The organism is Megasphaera hutchinsoni (assembly GCF_001553405.1).
In the GTDB taxonomy this organism is placed as follows: Bacteria; Bacillota; Negativicutes; order Veillonellales; family Megasphaeraceae; genus Megasphaera; species Megasphaera hutchinsoni.
Genome location: NZ_KQ960941.1, coordinates 104,088 through 129,484, shown reverse-complemented (window position 1 = coordinate 129,484; position 25,397 = coordinate 104,088). Strand labels below are relative to the sequence as shown.

The 25,397-nt window shown below is 39.3% G+C and carries 22 protein-coding genes; 6 read left to right on the top strand and 16 right to left on the bottom strand.

Going from position 1 to position 25,397, the window contains the following annotated elements; genetic code table 11:
• Positions 1–2: 2 nt before the first annotated feature.
• Positions 3–620 carry a hypothetical protein gene (locus tag HMPREF3182_RS03735; RefSeq protein ID WP_062485532.1) on the bottom strand — a complete coding sequence of 206 codons (618 nt, stop codon included), beginning with the start codon at positions 618–620 and terminating at the stop codon, positions 3–5.
• A gap of 462 nt (positions 621–1,082) precedes the next feature.
• Between HMPREF3182_RS03735 and HMPREF3182_RS03730 the strand changes: the two genes are divergently transcribed.
• Genes HMPREF3182_RS03730 through HMPREF3182_RS03710 form a run of 5 tightly spaced genes read left to right on the top strand, consistent with a single transcriptional unit; the run spans position 1,083 to position 5,834 of the window.
• Positions 1,083–2,003, top strand: coding sequence for a hypothetical protein (locus HMPREF3182_RS03730; RefSeq protein ID WP_062485530.1), 921 nt, complete (start codon positions 1,083–1,085; stop codon positions 2,001–2,003).
• A gap of 10 nt (positions 2,004–2,013) precedes the next feature.
• The gene (locus tag HMPREF3182_RS03725) at positions 2,014–2,649 is read left to right on the top strand and encodes a hypothetical protein (RefSeq protein ID WP_062485528.1); all 636 of its coding nucleotides are present in this window, start codon (positions 2,014–2,016) and stop codon (positions 2,647–2,649) included.
• Positions 2,650–2,660: 11 nt separating this feature from the next.
• Positions 2,661–4,946, top strand: coding sequence for an AAA family ATPase (locus HMPREF3182_RS03720; protein ID WP_062485527.1), 2,286 nt, complete (start codon positions 2,661–2,663; stop codon positions 4,944–4,946).
• A gap of 16 nt (positions 4,947–4,962) precedes the next feature.
• Positions 4,963–5,166 carry a helix-turn-helix domain-containing protein gene (locus tag HMPREF3182_RS03715; protein WP_062485525.1) on the top strand — a complete coding sequence of 68 codons (204 nt, stop codon included), beginning with the start codon at positions 4,963–4,965 and terminating at the stop codon, positions 5,164–5,166.
• Positions 5,167–5,177: 11 nt separating this feature from the next.
• Positions 5,178–5,834, top strand: a complete 657-nt coding sequence (locus HMPREF3182_RS03710; protein WP_062485523.1) for an NgoBV family restriction endonuclease — start codon at positions 5,178–5,180, stop codon at positions 5,832–5,834.
• Between the two features lie 49 nt (positions 5,835–5,883).
• On the opposite strand, the gene dcm is transcribed toward HMPREF3182_RS03710, so the two are convergent.
• The 11 genes from dcm to HMPREF3182_RS03655 all read right to left on the bottom strand — a co-directional run bounded on the left by dcm (position 5,884) and on the right by HMPREF3182_RS03655 (position 20,903).
• On the bottom strand, positions 5,884–7,347 hold the full coding sequence (dcm, locus tag HMPREF3182_RS03705) for a DNA (cytosine-5-)-methyltransferase (RefSeq protein WP_082718196.1): 1,464 nt from the start codon (positions 7,345–7,347) through the stop codon (positions 5,884–5,886).
• A gap of 267 nt (positions 7,348–7,614) precedes the next feature.
• Positions 7,615–7,881 (bottom strand): hypothetical protein, encoded by a 267-nt coding sequence (locus HMPREF3182_RS03700; RefSeq protein ID WP_062485521.1) that lies wholly within the window; start codon positions 7,879–7,881, stop codon positions 7,615–7,617.
• 331 nt (positions 7,882–8,212) lie between these two features.
• Complete coding sequence (locus HMPREF3182_RS03695; protein WP_062485519.1) at positions 8,213–10,564, bottom strand: tetratricopeptide repeat protein; 2,352 nt, start codon at positions 10,562–10,564, stop codon at positions 8,213–8,215.
• Positions 10,565–10,902: 338 nt separating this feature from the next.
• Entirely contained in the window at positions 10,903–12,285 is a 1,383-nt protein-coding gene (rlmD, locus tag HMPREF3182_RS03690) for a 23S rRNA (uracil(1939)-C(5))-methyltransferase RlmD (RefSeq protein ID WP_062485517.1), read from the bottom strand.
• A 36-nt stretch (positions 12,286–12,321) separates the two neighbouring features.
• On the bottom strand, positions 12,322–13,635 hold the full coding sequence (locus tag HMPREF3182_RS03685; protein WP_062485515.1) for a thymidine phosphorylase: 1,314 nt from the start codon (positions 13,633–13,635) through the stop codon (positions 12,322–12,324).
• A 9-nt stretch (positions 13,636–13,644) separates the two neighbouring features.
• The gene (locus HMPREF3182_RS03680) at positions 13,645–14,826 is read right to left on the bottom strand and encodes a phosphopentomutase (RefSeq protein WP_062485513.1); all 1,182 of its coding nucleotides are present in this window, start codon (positions 14,824–14,826) and stop codon (positions 13,645–13,647) included.
• 21 nt (positions 14,827–14,847) lie between these two features.
• Positions 14,848–15,387, bottom strand: a complete 540-nt coding sequence (locus HMPREF3182_RS03675; protein ID WP_062485511.1) for an NUDIX hydrolase — start codon at positions 15,385–15,387, stop codon at positions 14,848–14,850.
• 55 nt (positions 15,388–15,442) lie between these two features.
• A complete protein-coding gene (dut, locus tag HMPREF3182_RS03670; RefSeq protein ID WP_007393106.1) occupies positions 15,443–15,889 on the bottom strand; it encodes a dUTP diphosphatase in 447 nt (148 codons plus the stop codon).
• Between the two features lie 2 nt (positions 15,890–15,891).
• Positions 15,892–18,039 carry a polyribonucleotide nucleotidyltransferase gene (locus tag HMPREF3182_RS03665; RefSeq protein ID WP_007393123.1) on the bottom strand — a complete coding sequence of 716 codons (2,148 nt, stop codon included), beginning with the start codon at positions 18,037–18,039 and terminating at the stop codon, positions 15,892–15,894.
• Between the two features lie 142 nt (positions 18,040–18,181).
• Entirely contained in the window at positions 18,182–18,448 is a 267-nt protein-coding gene (gene rpsO / locus HMPREF3182_RS03660; protein ID WP_007393100.1) for a 30S ribosomal protein S15, read from the bottom strand.
• A 148-nt stretch (positions 18,449–18,596) separates the two neighbouring features.
• Complete coding sequence (locus HMPREF3182_RS03655) at positions 18,597–20,903, bottom strand: TonB-dependent receptor plug domain-containing protein (protein ID WP_062485509.1); 2,307 nt, start codon at positions 20,901–20,903, stop codon at positions 18,597–18,599.
• A 236-nt stretch (positions 20,904–21,139) separates the two neighbouring features.
• Here HMPREF3182_RS03655 and HMPREF3182_RS03650 point away from each other — a divergent pair, with 236 nt between their 5' ends.
• A complete protein-coding gene (locus HMPREF3182_RS03650; RefSeq protein WP_062485507.1) occupies positions 21,140–22,651 on the top strand; it encodes a dihydrolipoyl dehydrogenase family protein in 1,512 nt (503 codons plus the stop codon).
• A gap of 42 nt (positions 22,652–22,693) precedes the next feature.
• On the opposite strand, the gene HMPREF3182_RS03645 is transcribed toward HMPREF3182_RS03650, so the two are convergent.
• The 4 genes from HMPREF3182_RS03645 to lepB all read right to left on the bottom strand — a co-directional run bounded on the left by HMPREF3182_RS03645 (position 22,694) and on the right by lepB (position 25,394).
• The gene (locus HMPREF3182_RS03645; RefSeq protein WP_007393120.1) at positions 22,694–23,503 is read right to left on the bottom strand and encodes a tetratricopeptide repeat protein; all 810 of its coding nucleotides are present in this window, start codon (positions 23,501–23,503) and stop codon (positions 22,694–22,696) included.
• Between the two features lie 217 nt (positions 23,504–23,720).
• Positions 23,721–24,215, bottom strand: coding sequence for a preQ(1) synthase (queF, locus tag HMPREF3182_RS03640; protein WP_062485504.1), 495 nt, complete (start codon positions 24,213–24,215; stop codon positions 23,721–23,723).
• Positions 24,212–24,709, bottom strand: coding sequence for a QueT transporter family protein (locus HMPREF3182_RS03635; protein ID WP_062485502.1), 498 nt, complete (start codon positions 24,707–24,709; stop codon positions 24,212–24,214). Before HMPREF3182_RS03635 ends, queF begins: the two co-directional genes overlap by 4 nt.
• A 124-nt stretch (positions 24,710–24,833) precedes the next feature.
• Positions 24,834–25,394, bottom strand: coding sequence for a signal peptidase I (gene lepB, locus HMPREF3182_RS03630; protein ID WP_007393082.1), 561 nt, complete (start codon positions 25,392–25,394; stop codon positions 24,834–24,836).
• Positions 25,395–25,397 lie beyond the last annotated feature (3 nt).

The window sequence follows — 25,397 nt, the reverse complement described above, 5'->3', positions numbered from 1 at the left end:
TCCTAATTTTTATTGGAGGAATTTTGTCCTCCTACTTGGTAGCCGTAGCAAATACCGTAATCTGACGCCTTTGAAATATTTTTTTTCAATTTTTGTTTAGCGCGTTTAAGTTTTTGTGTAATGTTGTTAGCCATCCGTGCCACCGCCTTTTGATACTCCTCTTCCATTTCAAATTCATCGCGATTAATCATGGATGCGGCTTTTTCATTAATCGGAATACAATTAATATCAACGTCCATAAAAAGCTCCGCTACATCGGGCTTTAAAACGGCATAAACGAACCCTTCTACAGCCTCATACCCTGCAGCTTTCTCCCTATCAATTTCATCTTTGAAGAATATAGAAGAATCCCTAACATCTCTTATACGTAGTTCAAATTCCCCTATTTCTTCACCATTTTCATCCTTGACGGGCTCAATAAACCCTTTATGTCGCTCCTGTTTATGCATGACGTTGTATTCCGGGCGATTATACCTTTCGTCCACCAATGCTTGTGCCCTTACCCGAAATTTTTCTTCCGTGTCATCGGGAATAAAGGCGATATCAAGCCAATTTCTAATTTCATCTACAGACAGTTCAAATGTTATAAAGTGCTTCTCGTAGCGAACTTGAATTCTCATAAAAAAATTCCTCCATTCGATTTCCGATGAAGGAATTTCTTAAATTCAGCTCAAATAAGGCATAACAAAACACCACAAGCTAGAATGAAGAATTCCTTCATCTTGACTTGCAGCTGCCTTATTCGGTAAGACCGCTGTACTTATTTAGTTTTTCTACACGAATACCGAATCAGTCTTTGATCAAGAGACATATTCGTGTAGACTATTTGAGGCTGATGCCTCAAGTTTGAAAAGAACAAGAACGCTTTTGCATCAAAAGACTTTCGATACGCCTCTTTTTCCTTTAGTTCTGCCTATTAAAAATAAAACTTTTTTGGTAGAATATGTATAAAAGTCTTTAACGATTTTCATGCCTCGTATCTTTCAATCTCTAGCCTATAGTTAATAGAGTTAAACGCAATCGAAAAAGGTGTTAATAAGGACGAAAACAGTTAAGTTTTTTCAAAAAGGGGGTTTTTTAAGATGACTTCAAAAGAAAGCATTCCAGTGAGTATTCCTTATCTAAGTGGTGGTATTTTATTTAATCTCATGGTTGAAGCCACCAAAATAAAAAAATCCGCCCGATCTAGAACAAGCGGATATAAAGATGAGTGTAGCGACTCAAATTTAATGAAAGCACTGCTAAAAGTTATAACTGGCGAAGATGTTTCTCAATATGATAAATCCGTCAAAACAAGTACCAGTAATTACAAGCGGTGCACAACATATAAATCCTCATACACTCCTCAAGGCGACGAGGTTTCGATTAAAGCGTTTCACAATAGAGTCATGTCAAATGATTTTCACATATATCAACAAATGAAGAACCTGACCGATTATTTCCTCGCTGAACGTAAAATGCAATGGTTAATTAAAGCGATATTAGAAACAATTATTAAAGATACCTCCATTAGCTCAGATGCAGAATTTAGTATTAATTCCCAAACCAAACTAAAAAAGGAGCAACTGCAAACAGTCACTCACATTAATTTGGAATTTTTTCTAGTTAGCATATGGGATTATATTTTGATAAACAAAACAAATAATAAATTAGGTAGATTAACATTTGAAGCATGGTATAAACAATCTGCAACCAACAGTAAATGGAAATTTATTAATGAGAATATAGGCACAACAATTACTCAAAATATCGAGATTACAAGATTTGAAACACCTGTTTATAATGAAGAAAAAGCGACTGAATGTAGTAAAACTCCAGACATGAAAGAAGATAGCGAAATTTTTAACCCCGAGACAGATATACCTGTCGTTGAAGCTGATGATATAAGCAATGAGGAAAAACAGGCACCTAAACAAATAACCCAGACTATTAACAACCCTAAAATTGTCAATCAGTATGCAGATAAAATCTACAACATAGAACATGTAGATCATTTAGATTAGAGGTGTCTGTATGGGAAATAAATTAGAAAAAATCATCACTAATAAACTAGCTGCCACAAGAGAAATAAACCAACAAGCTGAAAAACTCTACAACATAAATAATGTAGAGCACATGACTGTTGTAGCTTCCCCACCAGTCCATACTCTAGATAAAGGAATAGCTATGCCTACTGATGGTTTAATATGTGATTACTATAATCTTGTTGTAGGCAGTTCTATTATTGACAGTGTTTTTGTAAAAGTAGATAAGAAAAGAGCTATAAACGGCTTTTACACAGAAGATGAATTACGAGACAAGTATGCCTCTTTATCCCTTGATGCAATTAAAGAGATTCAGCGATTCCCCATTCTTGTAGTACCTGAAGCCACAGGGTATTATGGCAAAGCTTCAGACGATCAATATGGGTACGTTGGAATAATAGAAAAAATTAGAAAAGATTCATGCGATATTGTTCTGAAATGCAAATTTGAGGAAAAAAAAACAATCCCACTAAAAAAGATTAGTGAAATTGCTCTTGATTTAGGTATCCAAAACATGGATTTAGCTATAACCGAACTCAATCATACGCATTGGGCTATTAAACCTGTCAATCTCATTGAAGAATTAACAGAAGCAAAAATAGATTTTAAGAATTCTATTTTTTAGGAGGTATCTTTATGAAAAAAATACCGGCCAGTATTCAATCTATACGTATTGATGCTGCTACATACAAACTCAATCCTGTAACAATTACCCCTACTTTTATTAATTTCTTCTATGGAAATAACGGCTCTGGAAAATCTACCATTGCTGAAACTTTAAAAAGCAGCAACGGTGTTACGTGGTCAAACAATGTAGCTACACAAGATTGTAAATTACATGTTTATAACGCTGATTATATCAAAGCTAATCTTGCTAACTATGATAACTTACCGGGTGTTTTCACCTTCAATGAAGAGAACATTCAAATTCAAAATCAAATCAATACACTTACCAAACAAAAAGAAGACTTGTTAAAGGAAAACAGTAGCCTATTAACCATAAAAAACGATAAGACTTCCGAGCTGCAAAAAGTAGCAGTTTCTTTTCAAGAAGCCTGCTGGTCCAAAACCTATAATATTCGCAATGACTTCAAACAAACCGTTACAGGCAAACTAAAAAAGACCATTTTCACAAAAGAAGTACTCAAAAATAGTAGCTCTGTGAATCATGATTTAAATAAACTAAAAAGTTTGTATGATACTGCCTATTCTAAGAATGCTGTGGCCTTTCAAAAATTCACAGTTATCGATGATACTGCGATTTTAGATAACATTGCAAATCTCGATTTGATTGCAAAAAAGATTATCAGTAGCTCTGACACCCCATTTTCCAACTTTATCAAGGCTATGAACAGTACAGCTTGGATAAAACAAGGAATGGAACGCTACCACATTGCATCTAAAGGAAAATGTCCATTTTGCCAACAACAGCTACCTGCTAGTTTTGAAGATGATATAAAAGCTTGTTTTGATGAACAGTTTGAGAAAGAAACACATGCAATCTCAAGCCTACAAGCAGAGTATAACGACTCGGCAACCACTCTCTTTGTTCCAATATCAAAAATACCTGAATCAAATATTTCTGATGCTGAAATAGCCCTATATAAAGATAAGCTAAGTGCATTAAAAGGTGTTATCGCTTCTAATCTGGAGCTTATTGCAAAAAAACAGCAAGACTATGGAATTGCATATCAGCTAGAACCAACTAAGCCTCTGTTAGATGATTTGGCAAAGATGATCACTAATTTTAATCAGTCTATAGCAGAACATAATACTATTGTTTCAACAAAACCCGCTAAACAGAACGAATGCAAAAAACAGGTCTGGGAATTGATATCTTATCAACTGAAAGACGAGATAAAATCCTATAACACGAGCATTGCCACACTTAACAAAGAATTGAAAAATGCTTGTCAACAATATCAAAATAACGCTTTACAAATTGAAGACATAGAACGAAAGATTGCTATCCTGCTTAAAAATACTGTAAATACAAGGGATTCTATTGAAAGCATCAACCGCTTGTTAAAAGATTCGGGGTTCCAAGGATTCTATCTACAAGAAAAAGTAAACACCCCTAACGTCTACGAAGTTATTCGCAATGACGGCTCTATAGCTTCAAACCTCAGTGAAGGTGAAAAAAACTTCATAGCCTTTCTCTACTTCTACCATCAAATTAAAGGCAGTGCCACTCCGGAAGAAAAAAACCCTAACAAGATTGTAATTATTGACGATCCGGTTTCCAGTATGGACAGCGGTACCTTATTTATAGTCAGTGCTTTAATCCGCGAAATGATATGTGTCTGCGAAAACAACGTTCAACCCACTGACGCCTATGTAAAAGACAGATATATAAAACAACTATTCATACTTACTCATAACACTTATTTCCATCAGGAAATAACCTACGACAGAGTGAAAGACTACCAATTTGTTAACTTCTATCTAGTATACAAAAATGACAACAAATCGTCAGTTCGTCTTTGCGAGAAACAAAACCCTGAGATTCCATCGGAGATGATGAACTATAACCCGGTACAAAACTCCTATACAGCGCTATGGGAAGAGTATAAAATACTAGAAGCACCGATTCCTCTTATAAATGTCATAAGAAGAATATTAGAATATTACTTCCTTCAGCTGTGTGGTTATGACGGAACAACACTAAGAGATGTAATTCTTAAACAAAACAAAGAGAAGTTTATTTGTACAGACAAAAATGATAATAACGACTATTCGGCATATCAGTTGGCATCCTCAATGCTGTCCTACATACAAACGAAATCATCGCTTGGCATAACTGACGGAATCAACTACGTAGATAACTGCGTGGACGTTTCACAGACGAAAGAAACATTTAAAAAGATTTTTACTCTTATGAACCAAAGTCAACACTACGAAATGATGATGAATAAAAGCTAAACGAAAGGAACAAAAAATGAAAATAAGCTATAACCGACTATGGAAACTACTAATAGATAAAAACATGAACAGAGCTGATTTGCAAAATTCTGCAAAAATCAGCTCATCGACAATTGCAAAACTTGGCAAAGGTGAAACCGTCACCACTGAAGTTCTCATCAAAATTTGCGAAGCATTGGACTGTAAACTGGAAGATATCATGGAAAACGTAGAAGAATAAGGAGGCATCTTATGAATATAAATAATATTAATGAACTATTTAACATCACTAAGGAAAAACTCGAAGGGCAAAATGGGACAATCACTATTAATTTTGCCAATAGAAGTCATGTATACTCTGGGAATGACGTTATAGGTAACTGTTTACAAGAATGGTTGCCTAATTGGTTTCAGTATCTAGGCGTAAATATTGTTCCAGGAGAGCACACACAAGAGTTTCCAGATTTTGTAGCTGTGTTTGACAACAGCAACTATGATGTTGAAGTAAAAGCTTGGAACTACAACAATAATCCAGCATTTGATATAGCGAATTTTCAAAGCTTTATAGCAAGCACCTATGAGAGCCCAAGTAAACTTGATGCATATTATTTCATCTTAGGATATAAGCCGATGAATGATGGCTTTTCTGAAGGCTTTAAAGTAGAAAAAGTTTTTCTTAAAAAAATTTGGGAAATAACAGCGCCTTCAACTAAATACCCCATAGGTATTCAGGTAAAAAGAAACCAGCCTTATGCAATGAGACCGACTGCTTTCCACAAGCATCCAGATAAGTCGTTCAAAACGAAAGAAGACTTTATTAAAGCTGTTAAAAAAGCATACGATTTATTTCCAAGCACGAGTCTAAAATTTTCTTCAGATGATTGGATAAGGAAAGTTTTATCATACTAAACAAGATAATAAAAACTGCAAGAATTAATAGTCCTTGCAGTTTTTATTATTATTTATTATTTAGATATGACTCTATTAATTTATTTGATACAGCTCTTATTACGGGAACGCATACTGTATTACCCAACAAATCTAAAGCTTCTGTTGTTTTTACATTATCGAGTGAATAGGTATCTGGAAATCCAAATAGCCTTAAACACTCTTTTACAGTTAATGACCTTATACCACCATTAACAGGAACTCCAAGCTTATGAACATCAGTAGCTACCAACGTAGGTGTAATCTCATTAGGATTTAATATTTTTGAAAACTCAAAAGATAATTTCCCTGTTACGATGTTATAGCCCTTTTTTAAACTTTCATCCCTTACTCTGCGATTCCCAACCTTTTTTTTAGGGTACTCATAAACTAGATAGCCTTTATTTACAAGATCTTTCAGCATAATTTCTAAATTTTTATGAGGATAAAAGGTATATATCATGTCGACGGTCAATGGCATACCATCCATCCAGTCAATACCTATAATATCCGCCCATTTTTTATTTCTTCGTTGCCTTAACAAAAGTTCCAATAGTTCTTTTTGTTCATCTGTAACTGCACCTTTTAGCTCTATGTCCCAGCTATGAATATTATTCTCCCCACCACGCTTATCTTTAATAGCTTTACCATAAAGCTCATCTACGCTGTAATGAGATAAAAGTTTTTGAGTAAAATCAGTCTTCTTTGCTTCAACACTACTATCAATAATATCTTTCAAAACTGAAATTTTCTTTTCAAACCCTTCTAGTTTTTTCACCTTTCCAGAGCGTAGTCCTATTATGTAAATTCGATTTCTAGATTGAGCAAGATTAAAATCTTTACTATTTAATACTCTTGCATCTATATCATATCCAAGTTCTAATAAAGTATTTTTAATAGTTTTGAGAGTTCGCCCATTATCATGGTTTACAAGTCCCTCAACATTTTCAAGTACAAAACCTATTGGCTTCTTTTCCAATAAAATCTTAGCAACATCAAAAAATAGTGTACCTCTTGTATCTTGAAACCCTAAGCCTAAACCCGCCTGAGAAAAAGCTTGACATGGGAATCCCGCTAATAAAAAATCAAAATTAGGTAAATTAGCAGGATTGATCTTAGTAATATCACATTTTGGATTTTCGCCAAAATTTGTCTTATATGCAACTATAGCAGACTCTTTTATATCGCTGGAAAAAATACATTTACCAGTAAGACCATAATCCGCTAACGCTTCCTCGAAGCCTAGTCTTATACCGCCTAGACCACTAAACAAATCTATATAAGTTATTTGATTAGCGTTCCGACTTGTGTTCATTTCTACAGTGCTAATCCCTAGTTTTATTAATTTTCTAACTCTTCCAGAAAAACTCGAGCATGCTGGTAGAGGTAAGGATTCAATACGTTCTTTTTCCTCTGAACTAATATATACTGAAACTGCTTGTCTCTTGTCGTTAATAGTTTTTCTACCAGATCCTTCACGCATTCCACCAGGCATATTGTCACCTCCTTGGATATATAGATTTTAGCATAAGAACATTGTTTTTTCAAGTACTATCAAACCCGTTTTTATTTTTAAACACCTGTGTCGCCAGCATATTTTCCAATAGATGTTTGCATGATAGCGTTAAATTACTAGTAAACAGCCATACACTATTCTCTAAAACATAAAGTCCAAATTAATAAATAAAATTTGACCTTAAAATCTATTCTTGTAGCACTGTTACTGTACAACAACCACAAACCTTCATTCCCTTTTGATACTCTACATACTCTCTCTATTACTCATACATTTTTTAAGCGTTTTCCCGATACATGCAATATGCTCTTTAGCCTTACTCCCATCAATGAAAGTAAATCCAGCATCATGATTTTCCCTGACAGTAATTCGTTTGATGATAGTTTCAAATAGTTTGTAATCGCCAACGAACTCACTCGCAGATGCCTTGTTAATTGCTCTTTTGAGTTCGTTGCCAGCTAGCCCCACTAAATGATCCATCTCATCCTGCAGTATTTTCTTTACTTCTCGCATTGGCTCATCCTCCTTGTAGCCTATACATCACTCAGTTAGACCCCCTAAGAAGTAAACGCCCCCCCTAAAAGCAAAAGTCTAGCGTAAGTTCATGCCGACCTTTATTCACGTTCGTCTGTTTCTCAAGCCTACAATAAGCCCTTATTTACAGTGTTATCCTAAGCAACAGCCACTAAACTTTGTATCGGTACACACTTTGCACTGCTGTATCGATTCTATTTTTTATCCTATTCCCAATGAACACCGCTGCCTCTTCTGTTCCGTCGATGTCTTAAAGGCATTCCTGCCCTGCAACTATATACCTGTTGCCTACTTCACAAAACCGCCTATGCTAAGACAGTATCTTCATAAGTATAAAAACTATAATTACCCCAAGAACGATTTTTCCTAAGCACCCTGATCTATCAGAACTTTCCTTTTCTTTCCCTTCAGAATTTTCCTTCTGCTTTTTTTGTAATTCATCTATCCTGTTCTGGGCATCCGGATCCCCTTGTTCCGCTTTTTTCTTATATCCCTCTATCGCCTTTTGTTCCTTCTGCTTTTTTTGTAATTCATCCATCCTGTTCCGGGCATCCGCATCTCCTTGGGCCGCCGCTTTTTTATACCATTCTACCGCCTTTGCGTAATCCTGCACTACCCCTTTTCCTTCTTCATAGCACTCGCCTAAAGCCCGCTGTGCCCTTGCAGATCCTTGCTCTGCTGCTTTCATAAACCATTCTACTGCTTTTACTTCATCCCGTGCAACTCCTATTCCCAATAGATAGCCCCCGCCTAAAACACACTGTGCATCGGCATCCCCTTGTTCCGCCGCTTTTTTAGACCATTTCACCGCCTTTACAAAATCCTGTGCTACCCCTTTTCCTTTTGCATAGCACAAGCTTAAATAATACTGTGCCGCTGTATGTCCTTGTTCTGCCGCTTTTTGATACCATTCTACAGCCTTTTTGTAATCCTGTGTTACTCCTTTTCCATGTTCATAGCATACACCTAACTGATACTGTGCCGCGGCATCCCCTTGTTCCGCCATCCTTTTTTGTAATTCATTTATCCTGTTTCGAGAAAACACATTTCCTTGATCTGCCGCTTTTTGGTACCATTTTATCGCCGTTGCGTAATCCCGTACTACTCCTTTTCCTTCTTCATAGCATACGCCTAACTGATACTGTGCCGCTGCATATCCTTGGTCTGCCGCTTTTTGATACCATTCTACCGCCTTTACATCATCCTTTTCTACCCCTTTTCCGTTTCTATAGCACCCTCCTAAATAATTTTGTGCCTCTGCATCCCCTTGTTCCGCTTTTTTCTTATATCCCTCTATCGCCTTTTGTTCCTTCTGCTTTTTTTGTAATTCATCCATCCTGTTCCGGGCATCCGGATCCCCTTGGTCTGCCGCTTTTTGATACCATTTTATCGCCGTTGCATCATCCTGTACTGCCCCATTATCTTGAATAGTGAATTGCTTATACCAACCCCAACTGTTTTCATAACTCTTTTTTACTATTTCCCCTGTATTTTTTTGCCATAACACATATTGTTCAACTGAATCTACGGCAGAAAGTTTTAAGAAAAACAGGCATGGATTTTGTGTATCACAAACTTGTTTTGCTATCATTCGATCGCAATGAATGCTAATCTGATTCGTATCGGGCATAATATTTTTTAACATATCTTTTCCATATTGAAACGGCTCTATACGAATCGGCAACAGTTGCTGTTTCAGGTCATACCGATTGCGTATAGGTATTCCCTCTCCCATAGGCAATAACGGCATTTGCTGTATTCTTTGTTTGAATTCTTCCTCGTCTTCATAATAAAATTTTTCCCAACAAATAGGATGTACCGCAATATTTTCAGTACCGTTTTTCAAATATACTCTACTATAATCGCAACAAATTTTTTCCTTATATACTTTTAAACTCGCTACCAATTCACTGTCTATAAGTTGCTCTTCCGTTGCCCCTTCTATATAAAAGGCTTGTATTTCCGAGTGCTGAATTTTATCACTATAATCCATATGATGAATCAAAAAATTAATTTGTGTATATTCTTCGATTCTTCGTGCATCCAAAATCCCGTACCCGATATGAATACACTCCATATTCTTAATTCGTTCTTTATATTCTTCGTCCGTTTCAAAAACATCTTTTTCCCATATATCGGGTTTAGCTAAATCTGTACTCGAAAAATCTCCACGACGATCCCGCCCTAACGGATCAATACCGCTATAATGTTCCGCCTTAATCGAATTTACCTTTTCTTCCCATTCCCCTATAGAGGCCAAATAGTTTTTTACTGTAACTACCTTATCCGCAGCAAATTGATTCAACTCATATTTCTTCCCTTTAGTAATGCCGTACCACAACGTTAATACCATTAATTTATCCAAACACTCATTCAACCGACTTTCATCTACGGTAATGGCATTATGAATGCTTTGATTGGCTATACAACGAAGTTCATGAAATTTCCGACTCGTATCCGCATTCAAAATATTGCTGTTTTCTAATTCCTCTATACTTTGAAACAGCTCCGGACTTTGTCCGCCTAAGTCATGTACCATATATTCCAGTGCCTGCCGTACTTTTAATAAGCCTATATCATTTTCCGACTGCTCCGCCTGTATACATTTTTCATATAACTCTCCGAAATCTTCTTTTAAAAAACCGAACCGAGATTCTGTCATGTTCTGTTCCTCCTGCTCTTTTCCTTCTAAAAATATGAAAATCTAAATATATGGCCTATATGAATACATAATTTTATTACCTAAAGTATACCATACGTCTTAAATATGAATACCTATGTGGCACGTTGAGAAAATCCCCGATTTATCCCCCGATGGGAGGGTGCAAAAGGGTGCACTTTTTAACGATATACAGCTTATACACTCAACCTTATGACGTTGATATGTTTCCGCTTACCACAAAATCGTTCTCAAAAAGGTGCTGGTAAGCAACCGCGTTATAAACCTTTTAACGATAGCACCTGAAACCCCTTGCCGCACAAGGGCTGCTATGCACCCTCCTAATCCGCCTTGGACATTACTGCAACGCTCTCGACGTGATGCGTACGGCTAAACATATCTACCGGTTGCACGCGTTCGGTTTTATAACCGTAGGTTTGTAAACAGGCCAAATCTCGTGCTAAGGTTGCGGGATTACAAGAAACGTATACGACCCGTTCCGGTTGACTGCGACCAATCGCGCGTAATACCGGTTCGCCGCACCCTGCACGCGGCGGGTCTAAAACAATAACTTGCGGTCGCACGCCGTTTTTAATAAGTTCCGGCAATTTGTATACGGCATCGCCTAAAATAAATTCCGCATTTTTAACATGGTTATCCCGCGCATTCCGGATAGCATCTTTTATGGCGGAAGGAACAATTTCAATACCATACACTTGTTTTGCTTTTTGTGCTAAAAATAAGGTTATCGTCCCCGTGCCGCAGTAAACATCGGCAACAATTTCATTTCCTTTTAAATCGGCAAATTCCAACGCCTTTTCGTACAGCCGTTGTGCTTGTTCGCTGTTAACTTGAAAAAATGATTGTGCCGAAATATGAAACCGCAAATTTCCTATGGCATCGTGTATCGTATCCTGTCCATATAGTGTTCGCGTTTTTCTTCCTAAAATGACATTAGTATGTCCGGTGTTAATATTTTGTATGACGGCGGTTAGACCGGGAATCTCCTGTCGCAAGCGGCGAATCAAATCTTTTATATGAGGGATACACTCGCAAGCGGTCACAATACAGACCATAATTTCGCCGGTTTTCACCCCCACCCGTCCCATAATATGACGAATCATACCGGTACATTTATCTTCATCATAGGCGGGAATTTTAAAATCCTTCATCCATTGCCGTACAATACGCACAATTTGGTTATTTTCTTCTTTTTGAATGGCACAATGTTCCACATTAATGACGTTATGTGTAGCCGCCGCAAAACAACCGATAGACAGTGTATTTTTTTTATCTTCGCCTACGGGAAATTGCATTTTATTGCGATAGTTCCACGGGGTTGCCGCACCTAACGTAGGCAGTACGGGTACATTCGTTATGTGTCCGATACGCGTTAACGCATCTTGTACTTGTCGTTGTTTTTCTTGTAATTCACCGTCATATGAAAAATGTTGCAATTGACAGGCCCCGCACCGATAATATACTGCACAGGTAGGGACTACTCGTGCCGGCGAAGCACATAATACTTGCCGCAGTTTTCCCACAGCATATGTTTTTTTTACCGTCGTAATGACGGCCACAATCCGCTCTCCCGGCAGTGCATAGGGGATAAATACGGTAAAATCCTGATATTTTCCCACGCCTTCCCCGTTCGTTCCCAGTCGTATAATCTCTATTTCATATGTCTTTCCCTTGGTTACAGGAATCGTACGTTGTTCTTTCATGTATGGTTTCTGTTCCTTCCTTATGTATCGCTTATTTTATATGGTTGCTTCTATACTGCCGCCTATAACGGAGGCGGGGTTATTCGGTAATTGTGCGTCAACAGTAATGGCCGCCGCCGCTTGTAACGCCAATTGCGGCAGATTATCTTCCGTCATGCTGTACAACGTGAATAACGGTTCCCCCGGTCGTACGGGATCATATAGTTCTTTAAACAAACGAATCCCCACCATCGGTTGTACGGCATCTTCTTTTTTAGCTCGACCGGCACCCATACGCATGGCAATTTCTCCCAATGTTTTAGCTTTAATAGCAGTAATATAACCGCCTTCCGTGGAAACCGCCGTATACACAAAAGGGGCTTGCGTTAAGGCGTGTTTTCCTATCCAGTCGGTTTCGCCCCCTTGTGTGCGAATAAGTTCTTTAAATTTTTTTAACCCTGCACCGCTTTTCCAAACGGCTTGCAATTTTTCTCTTCCGGCCGCCACAGTATCCGTACAATGTGCCATGTACAACATGCGACTGCCAATTTCTTCCACCACTGCCGCCAATCGTGAATTCCCTTTTCCCGCCAACGTTTCCACGGCTTCATCAATTTCCAAGCTGTTCCCGATCGCCGTTCCCAACGGAGCCTCCATGGACGTGAGCACGGCACAAGTAGGCAAGCCGGCCAGCGTGCCGATGTCCACCATTTTTTGTGCTAATTGCCGGGCCTGTGCCGGCGTTTTCATAAACGCACCGTCACCGTACTTCACGTCCAATACTACCGCATCCGCGCCGGCGGCAATTTTTTTACTCATAATCGAAGCGGCAATCAACGGCAAACTTTCTACTGTTCCAGTAGCATCCCGCAATGCATATAATAGTTTATCGGCAGGTGCCAAGTCGGTTGTCTGTCCCATAACAGCCGCACCATGTTGTCGAATCTGTTGTAAAAATCGGTTCGGTGTCAATTGCGTGGAAAAACCGGGAATAGCTTCCAATTTATCTAAGGTGCCCCCAGTAAAGCCAAGGCCACGCCCGCTCATTTTAGCAACCGGTACACCGGCCGCCGCTACTAAAGGCACTACAATAAGCGTCGTCGTATCGGCAATGCCACCGGTACTGTGTTTATCTACTTTTATTCCCGGCACGGTTGATAAATCGGCAATTCGGCCGGAATGTGCCATGGCCAATGCCAAGTCTGTCGTTTCCCTAGCCGTCATGCCTTGTAAATATACCGCCATAAGCCAGGCAGCCGCTTGATAATCCGGAATATTGCCGCTCGTATAGTCGGTAATAAAGCGATAAATTTCCTTGCGGGACAGTTCCCCTCCATCTCGTTTATGTATAATGCAATCTTGAGGCCACATTTTTTTCTCCTATTTCAATTGCGTAAGGAAACTTGTTCCCTTTTCCAAGCCTGTAAGACCGAAGTTCTCCATAACCGTTTGCCCTAAATCAGCATATGTTTCACGGACACCCAAATGAACAGCTTGCCGTAAGCCTGGACTATATACTAGCAATGGCACTTGTTCACGCGTATGATCACTTCCAGGCCAAGTAGGATCGTTGCCATGATCCGCCGTAATCATAAGTAATTCATCTTCTTGCAATTGCGCCATAAAAGGTCCCAAATCTCCATCAAAATCTTCCAACGCCTTAGCATACCCAATCGTATTTCTGCGATGACCAAATTGACTGTCAAAATCGACAAAGTTGGCCATGAGCAGTCCTTTTTCTTGTCGATGCTTATGCAATTGCTCGGTTAATACGATCATATCTTCTGTATTGTTAGCGGTGTGATGCGATTCAGTGAGATCAACATGCGCATAAATATCACCAATTTTCCCTACACCAATAACCATATATCCTGCCTCTTTTAAATAAGAAAAAACCATCTTTCGTTTTGGTAGACGACTATAATCACGTCGATCACCCGTACGAATAAAATTTCCTTGCGTGCCAATAAACGGTCGTGCAATAATGCGTCCTACTTCATAAGGTCCTACACATACTTCATGGCGTGTAATTTCGCAGATACGATATAATTCTTGGAGCGGAATCACGTCATTATGTGCAGCAATTTGAAATACGCTATCGGCAGAAGTGTAAATAATCGGCTTACCTGTCCGGAAATGTTCACGGCCTAAACGCTCAATAATCTCCGTTCCTGAAGCAATTTCATTACCGAGATATCCATATCCTGTTTTTTCTTGAAAAGTCTTAACTAAATCTGGAGGAAAAGCATGTGCAAAGGTAGGAAAAGGCTGGGCTAGGGGATTTCCCATAAATTCCCAATGCCCACTAGTCGTATCTTTTCCTGCTGCTTTTTCTTGCATTTTTCCGTACGAACCAACTACTTCAATAGAAGTATCAGGGTGAATATTCGCAATCTCGCCCATCCCCATGCTTCTCATGTGAGGTATATTTAATCCACCTGGTACAGTTGCATCAATATGCCCCAACGTATCGGCACCGGCATCCCCAAAAGCCGCCGCATCTCGTGAGTCCCCTGCACCAACGCTATCCATAACGATAATAATAATACGATTAAAGTTCATGCCTTTTCCCTCCTTTTATACTTATAAATAAGCCTTCGCTTTCATAAAAATAGCAATCGTTTTTGCATCAACAATCTCATTTGTAGCAATCAAATTTTCTACTTCTTCCCGTGTATATTCTTCAAGTTGTACAAATTCATCCGCATCTAAATGTTGCTTCCCCTGTTTTAGCTTCCTTCCTAAGAACATATACAACCGCTCATTACAAAATCCTGGTGATGTATAAATAAATCCCAAATCAATCAATTCACCCGCTTCTACACCACCTTCTTCAGACAATTCCCGTGCCGCACATGCTCGAGGGCTTTCCTTTTCGCCTTCCAATTTACCTGCCGGAACTTCTAATAGCTCGCATCCTGGAGCATACCGATATTGGCGAACTAAAAGAATTTTCCCGTCATCCGTAATCGGCAATACACATGCCGCACCTCTATGCCAAACCACTTCCCGTATTGCCGGTTCCGCTAACCCATTAATACGCACCGTATCAAGGGTTACTCGAATCACCTTGCCCTTCATAATTTCTTTGCTATCCAAACAAGTTTCCATACCAACGTCCATTTCTATTCCTCCCCAAAAAAGGGCGTTCAGACATACCTGTCCGACGCCCTTTTTACTATACTTTCCCCGTACTACCAATACCTCCCGTACGAACAGCCGTAACGGTATCACCATCGACGGTAAAGTACTTCATAAAGATACCTTGCCCAATACGTTCACCTTTTTGTATTGTATAAGGCTCTTCAGCCGTATTATAATATGCAATCATGATATGTCCCTCATTATCACTATTATTATAATAATCACTGTCAATAATTCCCGTGCCATTAGCTAACATCAAGCCGTATTTAAAAGATAAACTAGAACGGATAAAAATAGACAGATATTCATCTTCCTGCATATACGCTTTAACTCCCGTAGGTACGATAGTAATCGCATGTGGCAGCAACGTTACTGTTTCTGCTGCCGCTAAATCATACCCTGCACTCCCCGTTGTCTTCCGCACGGGTAAGGTAATATCTTGATCTGCATATTTTTTTACAATTTTAAATCCTCGTGTCATTGTCATTTCCTCATTCCATTGGGACGATGCCCTGAACGGCGTTTCTGATGAGACCGTCCATCGGATGTATCGCCCGTTAACAAGACTTTTCTTGATAAATTAACACGCCCCTGGTCGTCGATTTCGATACATTTAACGACAATTTCATCTCCCACCTGAACGACATCTTCCACCTTTTCAACTCGTTCCGGTGCAAGCTGAGAAATATGTACCATCCCTTCTTTTCCAGGCAATATTTCTACAAAAGCACCGAAGTTCATAATACGCGTTACCTTTCCTTCATAAACTTCGCCTACTTCAACGTCTTTTGTCAGATTTTCAATCCATGTTTTTGCCTTATTGCCACCGGCTGCATCAACAGAAGCAATATAAATTAATCCGGAGTCGTCAATATCTATTTTAGCTCCCGTTTCTTCCGTTATCTGTTTGATCATCTTGCCCCCCGGTCCAATGACATCACGAATTTTATCCGGATGAATATGTAGCGTAATAATTCGCGGTGCATAAGGCGACAATTCTTCTCGCGGCTGCTGAATAGCTGCCAGCATTTTTTCCATAATATGGATACGTCCTTCATGTGCTTGCTGTAAAGCTTGTTCCAAAATTTCCCTGCGAAGGCCTTTGATTTTTATATCCATCTGAATAGCTGTTACCCCTTTCATCGTACCAGCTACCTTGAAATCCATATCGCCAAGGGCATCTTCCATACCTTGAATATCCGTTAAAATCGTAAAATCGTCGCCTTTCGTAACGAGTCCCATCGCTACACCTGATACGGGTGCTTGTAACGGCACACCTGCATCCATTAAGGCCAATGTACTACCGCACACACTACCCATAGAACTGGAACCATTCGATTCTAATACTTCCGATACAACCCGAATAGCATAAGGAAATTCTTCTTCCGTCGGCAATACTTGCGTTAATGCTCGTTCTGCCAGTTTACCATGACCAATTTCCCTGCGTCCCGGTCCACGGGATGACTTCGTTTCACCTACACTAAAAGAAGGAAAATTATAATGATGCATATAACGACGATCTGTTTCCATCCCCACGCCATCAATATGCTGTGATTCAGAAAGCGGAGCTAACGTCGCAAAACTCAAAATTTGTGTTTGTCCACGCGTGAATAACCCCGTACCATGTGTACGTGCAAATAAGCCCACTTCACAACTTACAGGACGCACTTCATTGACCTTACGCCCATCCGGACGAATTTTATCGACAGCAATCATATGGCGAACAATTTCTTTGATCATCTTTTGTGTAATTACTCCAACCGTAGACATATCTTCCGGATAGATGTCTGCAAAATGATCATAAATATCCGTTTCTACGGCATTCATCTTTTCTTCCCGCGCCATTTTATCCGATGTAAATACGGCTTCTTTCATGGCGGTTTCGCCATACGCATGAATTGCTTCTACCATATCAATGGGCGGTTCTACTTCTACAAATTCCTGTTTGGGCACACTAATTTCATCTAAGAAACTTTCTTGAAAAGCAATTACCTTTTTAATTTCTTCATGAGCAGCCATGATAGCATCTAACATATCTGCTTCGGGAACTTGTTTAGCGCCCCCTTCAACCATTAAAATAGCATCCTTCGTACCGGCAACCACAATATCCATATCGCTCTTTTCACTTTGTGCTACCGTTGGATTAATAACAAAAGTACCATCAACTCGTCCTACCCGCACCCCTGCAATAGGTCCGGCAAAAGGAATATGGGACATACTCAAAGCTACAGATGCACCAATCATAGCAGCAATTTCCGGAGCATTGTCATGGTCTACACAAAAATCGTATGCAACGACATGTACATCATGGCGATAGGTTTTGGGAAATAATGGACGAATGGGACGATCGATTAACCGTGCAAATAAGGTCGCTGATTCAGGCGGTTTTCCTTCCCTTTTAATAAATCCGCCGGGAATCTTACCTACGGAATACATTTTTTCTTCATAATCTACTGTAAGCGGGAAAAAATCTGCATCTTCTCGAGCATCCTTAGATCCCGTTGCAGTCACAAATACAGCTGTATCACCGTACCGAACCAATGCGGCACCACTCGCCTGTTTAGCTAATTTGCCGACTTCTACCGTAAGCGGTCTACCGGCAAACTCCATATGAAACTTCTTTTCTTCCATACTCATCCTCCTATACATTTTCTGCACAGGTGTCAGGCACTATGATAAGTACGTGTATTACGTCATCATCATACTACCTGCCACCCTGTACCCCTTTTAAAAAAGAGGCTGATGCATCCACATCAGCCTCCCAGTGTGCAAATTATTTACGTAAGTTCAATTTTTCAAGAATTGCACGATACCGTTCCAAGTTATGTTTTTGTAAATAGCTAAGCAAGTTACGACGTTGCCCAACTAATTTTAATAAACCCCGACGAGATGCGTGATCCTTTTTGTGACTCCGTAAATGTTCTGTTAAATACAAAATACGGCTCGTAAGTAACGCGATTTGTACTTCCGGAGATCCCGTATCTGCTTCATTCTTACCAAATTTAGCAATAATATCTTTTTTTGCTTCAACACTTAACATATAGCATTCCTCCTAATATATCGTCATTCGCAAAGCACTAAGTATGCGCTGGAGAAAGCGTAACACCGAGTACCCGTACGACACTAGATATTATACTATATTCGTCTATATCTGTAAAGAAACTTTTCCTTTCTTTCACCCGAACGCATTAAAATTGCAAACTCCCTCCTATACGGAATATACGACCGCGAATATTTAAACTGGTCGATTGATAATGGAAGAGATTATTAACGCCGAAGTAATACGAAAGTGACGGTGTCACCTGTCGTTCTATCAACAGGTTGGCAATACCGTAATTCTTTTCATACCCTTCTTCAATACGTTCAAACTTGATGTGTTTGCGGTCAAAAATATCGATATAATTTGTATTATATTCTCCCCATAATGTTCCATGCCATGCCTTATTTTTGTAATTCAGCGAATAAATATATTTCCATAACGGTTTCATCGTCAGACGTTTTCCCGTACTATCATCGACTGCATGTAAATACGTTGCCGATGCAGTAAGGCTCCAATGCTTATCAAACCGATGCGTATATTCCGCTTCCACACCGGCCAACGTCACCCGTTTGAGATTGCTATAACTGTAAATCCGCGTATCATTTAAATTTGTTAAAGGATCATCCGGATCTACTTCTAATTTTTTTAAGGTGTAATACAAATTAAGATAATCGGTAATATGATTATAAAATGCCGTAAGTCGTCCTTGTCCATGAGTATATTCTTTTTCCAGAGATATATCAAACCCCAAAGCTTTTTCCGGTATTAAGGCAGGATTTCCTTGAAAATACCAGCCAGGATAAAAATATACTCTTTGTGAGTTACCATTTTTATCTTTAAAGTCCTGATAACAATCCGTTACCACCCCATCTTCTGTAATAGGAGTAAACGGTTTCATCATAAAGTGATGATACATTTCCATCATGCCGGGCGTAGAAAACCCTGTCCCGACATTTACCTTTATTTTCGTCCGGTCATCACTTTTATAAATAATACCTAACCCGACGGTCGGTCTATGCCCTGTCGTATGATGCGTATATCGCAAAGTGGGCACAACGGTTATTTTATCATTAGGTGTATACGTGTCGGTAATAGCCGCGTTCCATTCCTCCATATCCGCGCGATAAAGCTGTTTTTTTTCTGTCGTTTCCCAAATACCGTCACCGTAACCCCAAGCATTATATTCCCAATAGTGATACTTAAAACTTCCCGCTTCATTAGTGGTACGCAGACGGGTTCCTATGCCGTACGATTTTTTCCGTTGTGCGGTTACGGTAATCGAATGTTTGGGATTCCCATACCAGTTTAATTCCATATCATAAGAGCGATCGCCGCTTTCCAGCCAATCGGACGACTTATTTTTCAGAAAAGTAGTATTTAAATACGTATTCGTCAACTTACCATAGTGCGAATCTTTCACCCGCAATTTTATATCGCCTGTATTCCAACCGTACGAAATATATCCTTGGTTAGTATCCCGTTGAATATGATTAGCTATATCCATATACTCCGTATAAAAGAAACCCTTATTTTTTTCTGTTAATGCTTCGGGCCAATCCCCTCTAAGCCACCATTCAAAAGAATAGTGCCCTAAAAACTCAGACGTCCTCGTATCGTCATTCAGGCGATGAAACCCATACATGACTTCCGTACGCGATGTCGGTTGAAAAAATAACCGTCCTTCTAAATGGCGACGCGAACCGCTGAAATTATCTTGAATAAACGTATGATTCTTCGGCCAATGAGCCGTATCCATGGTTTTAACATCAGGGAAATTTTTATCTGTCATATAGGGTAAATTATAATCCGCATACTGCCAATTATAATAGGGAGCCGTAGTATTATCGGCCACCGATACTTGTGCCTGCATTCGTTTTCCTACCATATCCATACCCAAGCGATAGGTATATTCATCGTTTTTATCGTGAGCCACTACCCGATATTCATAATCAAAGTAAGCGTTTGTTTTAACCGGTCGTTTCGTAACAATACGAATGGCACCGCCTACCGCATCGGAACCGTATCGGGCTCCCGATACGCCGCGCACCACTTCAACCCGGGCCATATTATGAGTCGAAAACCGTTCCATTTCATTGGCGGCACCCATGAGCTTACTATATTCGCCCGCTTCTTTAAGACCATCAACAAAAATCGGGCAATGCCGACTGGCGGCACCGCGAATAGAATAATCAGAGCGATTCATGCCATCGACAGAGAAAGAAACGCCCGGAACCACTTCCAAAACATTCCGCAAATCTTGCATTTTTTTCTCTTTCATATCCTGCTTCGTAATAATGGTTACCGTTTCGGGACGCTTTTTCGCCCTCGCACGTGCATTTTCCGCTCGTACCACCACATTATCCGTCAAATAAGTACTTTCCGCCTGTACATATATACTTGATACAGTTGTACTGAATATAGCGGCCATAACGGCTGCCCATATATGTTTTCTCATATACTCCCCTCTCTCCATTATGATATTATTCTTATTTTCCTTTTTAATATACCCCCCCCCGAGTACTTTTTCTACTCCATTCGGACATAAAATAATCCAATCCGACATTTTTTTATATTTTGGATACAAATTTATCAACTATAATATATTAACTGAAAAAATAAGGCTTCTTGTAAAAAAAGCCAAACCAACGTATACTAAAAACACGAACAATACATCAATGGAGGATATATACAATGAAACAATATGATGTCATTATTATTGGCACCGGTGCTGCCAATATCATCGCCGATGCAGCTATTGCCGGCGGGAAAAGTGTCGCTATCATTGAACGAGGTCGCTTTGGTGGAACCTGTTTAAATCGTGGCTGTATCCCTACTAAAATACTCGTTACCGCAGCTAATCGCATCCGTGAGATGGCTGAATCCGCACGACTTGGCATTTATACAGAAAAAATAACTGTTGATTGGGACTTACTCAGCAAGCGGCTTTGGCACAAAATACAAGAAAGTGATGAAATTCGCACCTACTATGACGCCTTTCCTCATGTCACCACCTATCAAGGAACAGCTTCTTTTACAGACGATAAAACCATCACTATCACCTATGAAAACGAAACCACTGAACGTATAACGGGTACATCTATCTTTATTGCCACCGGCGGTCGCACAAATATTCCTGCCGTGGAAGGTCTAAACGATGTTGGTTATCTTACATCGGAAACCTTTTTTGGCGATGCCTATCCCCAAAAACCATACAAAAGTTTAATCATTCTCGGTGGCGGGCCTATTGGCTGTGAATTTGCTCATGTATTTAATGCATTAGGGACAAAAGTAACAGTCGTACAACATAATGTACGCTTACTCCCCAAAGAAGATGAAGCCGTATCCGCACATATGCTAACACAATTTCAACAGTACGGAATCGACGTTCGTCTAAACCAAGATACCTTATCGGTAGAAATGGAAAATGGCGAAAAGGTAGTAACTTGTTCAGATCGCACGAGTGGTGAAATAACGACAGTACGGGCCGAAGAAATTCTTGTAGCACCTGGTATTAAACCAATGACAGAATTACTTCATCTCGAAAATACACATGTACAACTAGATAAACGCGGTTATATTCGTACGAATGAATTCTTAGAAACAACGGCACCTGGTATTTGGGCATTAGGTGATATTAATGGGAAAGCACCATTTCGCCATAAAGCCAATTATGAAGCCGAAACACTCGCACATAATTTATTTTCTAATAAAGCACCTGAAGAATGGCGTTGGGTACGCTATGATGCCATACCGGCCGTAACATACACCTACCCTGAAGCAGCACATATCGGCATGAATGAAAAAGCCGCTCGCAATGCAGGTTACGAAGTAGAAATAGCTATCAATCATTATTCTTCTACCGCCAAAGGATATGCCTTAGGCTTTATGCCAAATGCCAGTGATGATGGTTTTGTAAAACTCGTCATTGATAGCAAACAGAAAAAAATCCTCGGTGTACATATTGTAGGCGTTGAAGCGTCTATCTTAATTCAACCTTTCTGCAATTTATTCTATTGCGGTCGTCAGCATCTACAGATATCCGAACCGGATATTTGTTCCGATATTACAAAAAAGCTACGTGCCTTACCTCTAACAAGGCATTTACCGCCACGTTCAGTCTATACACTTAGCGAAACGATGACGCCTCATCCAGCATTGTCCGAGTTAACCATGTGGACGCGTTACTACTATGAAAAGAAATAAAAGAAAAAAACGATGTAACCGTAGTTACATCGTTTTTTTCTTTTATTTCCATCGATTCATAATTAATTTTTCTCGCCAAAACGCAGCTTCCACCATATCCTTTTCAATGCCTTCACCATGTTCTAACGCCCGAACATAATTACGAATTCCCTCGTCATAATCAGAAAGTGCCGATTGGGCAAACCAGTAAGCGGCTTCCCTTAAGTTCTTTTCTACACCACCACCACGGCGATACAATTTACCCAAATTATTTTGAGCCATTCCATCTCCACCGATAGCGGCTTTCGTATATAAATTAGCCGCTTTTATTTCATCTATCTCTACGCCCAACCCATGTTCATATAAAAAGCCCAAATTATTCGTAGCTCGCAAGTGTTCTTGTTGTACGGCTTTGCTATACCAATAACTAGCTCTTTTATAATCAACATATCCTAATTCACCAAATTGAAGCATAATTCCATAATTGCATTGCCCATTTGAATCGCCATGTTGAGCAGCACGATGATACCAATACCCGGCAATACATACATTAGTCGGAATACTTCCAGGATAATGATAAAAATCACCAATTCCATTTTCAGCAGCCCCATATCCCTGTTCAGCTGCACAGCGATACCAATAAAAGGCTTTTTGTTTATCCACAGGCACACCCATGCCATGTTCATATTGATAAGCTAAATTATACTGGCCTGCCGCATCACCTTGTTTTGCCGCATGACTATACCAATATAAAGCCCACTTCAAATTGTCTTCACGATTACTAAAAAAATAATAATCCCCTACTTCACATTGTTTTCGGGCATCACCTGAAAAAGCTTGCTCTTTGAGCAAAGCTAACTTCATTTCTGTCATTTTCTCACCTACCTTATTTATATACTAAGTATACCATTAATTATATAATACGCCTATATAATATAGATAAACAATATCATTTTGTATTTACTTATTTTTCTCACCAGGCAAAAAAAACGCATAAACAAGAAAAAACGGTGTATCTTCACAAGATACACCGTTTATATATATCCTACCGAAAAAGCAAACCCAATTATTTCTTATAACAACTAAACCCCTATCTATTATTAACTATCTCTGGATACATATCATGCTCAGATAAGCGTTTCCATGCAACTTGTTCCCACGGAGTACCTTTTTTCCCATAATTACAAAAAGGATCAATACTAATGCCCCCCCGCGGTAAAAATTTACCCCATACTTCAATATATTTGGGATCCATTAACGAAATAAGATCGTTCATAATGATATTTACACAATCTTCATGAAAATCCCCATGGTTCCGAAAGCTAAACAAATATAATTTTAATGATTTACTTTCCACCATGCGTTCACAAGGAACGTAAGATATATAAAGCGTAGCATAATCGGGTTGTCCTGTTTTAGGGCATAAACTAGTAAATTCAGGACAATTAAATTTCACAAAATAATCATGCTCAGGATGTTTATTCACAAATGTTTCCAGCTGGGTCGGATCATAGGTTGTGCTATACTGAGTTTGTTGTTTTCCCAAGGTCGTAATGCCTTGTAATTCTTGTTTTGTTCGACTCATATGTTCTCCTTTATAAAAATATATTTATACCGTATAAATGTATGAATAAAAAATACGCCTATTCCCGCCGGAATAATTTGCCCAATAGCGATGCTACTCACCACAGCAGTATAAGGTATATGCAATAAGGGTGCTAACCATAAACCCACACCCAAAGCCGGCACAAGTACAATCGGAAAAAAAGCAAACCAAATCGGCAAGGTACGTATTTTAATTTGCACCAGTAAAAAAGTTACGATCATTCCGACCAAACTTCCCCCTATCATATCAATTATACCTAACCCACCAAATAATAAGTTGGCAAAAAAATTAGCAATTCCCATCGGAATAACTAGGAAGGGAAAACAATACGCTAATGCATACAATGCTGTGGCAATCCGAATTTGATATGCACCAAAAGAAATACCTGCTGTAAAAAATATGATAGCCAAATAAGCAGCTATTACCATCGCTGATATAGTTAATCGTCGCGAACTAGACCAAAATGAATACATAAGCGTCACCTCCTAAAAAAAATGATGGATGAAAATAGCTTTTCATCCATCAACAATGCGTATCGTTTACGATGTTCCTAGTTTTATTTAACGACAGGATGGATTGCGAACTGTCTACGTAAAATTACCAAATAACTCGTCCCAGGACATGATCCAAAGGAACGGGTCCAATATAGCGTGAATCACTGCTATGATTTCGATTATCACCCATGCAAAATACATAACCTTCCGGTATCCGTATTTCTTTGGAACTGGTGTATTCCATAGGCTCATTAATATATGTTTCCGTCAGCGGTTTGCCATTGCGCCAAACTTTTCCCTCACGAAAAGCCAAGGTGTCACCAGGTAAACCAATCACTCGCTTTACCCAGACATGGTGCGTTTGTAAATTCGCATTAAAGAAAGCAAAATAATTATGCATCGGTTCCGCCGCATCATCTTTCCATGTACGTTGATAAGCCACACGACTATCAATAATCACAATTTGTCCATATTGTGGCATCTGTTTAAAAATATGTGGCCATTTAGCTACCAGCAAATACTCTCCATTATGTAACGTGGGTACCATTGATTCACCGGAAACACGTGTTGGTTGGACAAAAAAGATATGAATTACCAAGGCAATGGCTAAGGCAATAACAATGGAATACAACCACTCATATACTTCATGTAAAAAAGTACGCACCAA

What these genes read in the sequence shown, in the direction of transcription:
- HMPREF3182_RS03735 (WP_062485532.1), bottom strand. Translation starts at nt 620, where the DNA reads ATGAGAATTCAAGTTCGCTACGAGAAGCACTTTATAACATTTGAACTG.
- HMPREF3182_RS03730 (WP_062485530.1), top strand. Translation starts at nt 1,083, where the DNA reads ATGACTTCAAAAGAAAGCATTCCAGTGAGTATTCCTTATCTAAGTGGT.
- HMPREF3182_RS03725 (WP_062485528.1), top strand. Translation starts at nt 2,014, where the DNA reads ATGGGAAATAAATTAGAAAAAATCATCACTAATAAACTAGCTGCCACA.
- HMPREF3182_RS03720 (WP_062485527.1), top strand. Translation starts at nt 2,661, where the DNA reads ATGAAAAAAATACCGGCCAGTATTCAATCTATACGTATTGATGCTGCT.
- HMPREF3182_RS03715 (WP_062485525.1), top strand. Translation starts at nt 4,963, where the DNA reads ATGAAAATAAGCTATAACCGACTATGGAAACTACTAATAGATAAAAAC.
- HMPREF3182_RS03710 (WP_062485523.1), top strand. Translation starts at nt 5,178, where the DNA reads ATGAATATAAATAATATTAATGAACTATTTAACATCACTAAGGAAAAA.
- dcm (WP_082718196.1), bottom strand. Translation starts at nt 7,347, where the DNA reads ATGCCTGGTGGAATGCGTGAAGGATCTGGTAGAAAAACTATTAACGAC.
- HMPREF3182_RS03700 (WP_062485521.1), bottom strand. Translation starts at nt 7,881, where the DNA reads ATGCGAGAAGTAAAGAAAATACTGCAGGATGAGATGGATCATTTAGTG.
- HMPREF3182_RS03695 (WP_062485519.1), bottom strand. Translation starts at nt 10,564, where the DNA reads ATGACAGAATCTCGGTTCGGTTTTTTAAAAGAAGATTTCGGAGAGTTA.
- rlmD (WP_062485517.1), bottom strand. Translation starts at nt 12,285, where the DNA reads ATGAAAGAACAACGTACGATTCCTGTAACCAAGGGAAAGACATATGAA.
- HMPREF3182_RS03685 (WP_062485515.1), bottom strand. Translation starts at nt 13,635, where the DNA reads ATGTGGCCTCAAGATTGCATTATACATAAACGAGATGGAGGGGAACTG.
- HMPREF3182_RS03680 (WP_062485513.1), bottom strand. Translation starts at nt 14,826, where the DNA reads ATGAACTTTAATCGTATTATTATTATCGTTATGGATAGCGTTGGTGCA.
- HMPREF3182_RS03675 (WP_062485511.1), bottom strand. Translation starts at nt 15,387, where the DNA reads ATGGACGTTGGTATGGAAACTTGTTTGGATAGCAAAGAAATTATGAAG.
- dut (WP_007393106.1), bottom strand. Translation starts at nt 15,889, where the DNA reads ATGACACGAGGATTTAAAATTGTAAAAAAATATGCAGATCAAGATATT.
- HMPREF3182_RS03665 (WP_007393123.1), bottom strand. Translation starts at nt 18,039, where the DNA reads ATGGAAGAAAAGAAGTTTCATATGGAGTTTGCCGGTAGACCGCTTACG.
- rpsO (WP_007393100.1), bottom strand. Translation starts at nt 18,448, where the DNA reads ATGTTAAGTGTTGAAGCAAAAAAAGATATTATTGCTAAATTTGGTAAG.
- HMPREF3182_RS03655 (WP_062485509.1), bottom strand. Translation starts at nt 20,903, where the DNA reads ATGAGAAAACATATATGGGCAGCCGTTATGGCCGCTATATTCAGTACA.
- HMPREF3182_RS03650 (WP_062485507.1), top strand. Translation starts at nt 21,140, where the DNA reads ATGAAACAATATGATGTCATTATTATTGGCACCGGTGCTGCCAATATC.
- HMPREF3182_RS03645 (WP_007393120.1), bottom strand. Translation starts at nt 23,503, where the DNA reads ATGACAGAAATGAAGTTAGCTTTGCTCAAAGAGCAAGCTTTTTCAGGT.
- queF (WP_062485504.1), bottom strand. Translation starts at nt 24,215, where the DNA reads ATGAGTCGAACAAAACAAGAATTACAAGGCATTACGACCTTGGGAAAA.
- HMPREF3182_RS03635 (WP_062485502.1), bottom strand. Translation starts at nt 24,709, where the DNA reads ATGTATTCATTTTGGTCTAGTTCGCGACGATTAACTATATCAGCGATG.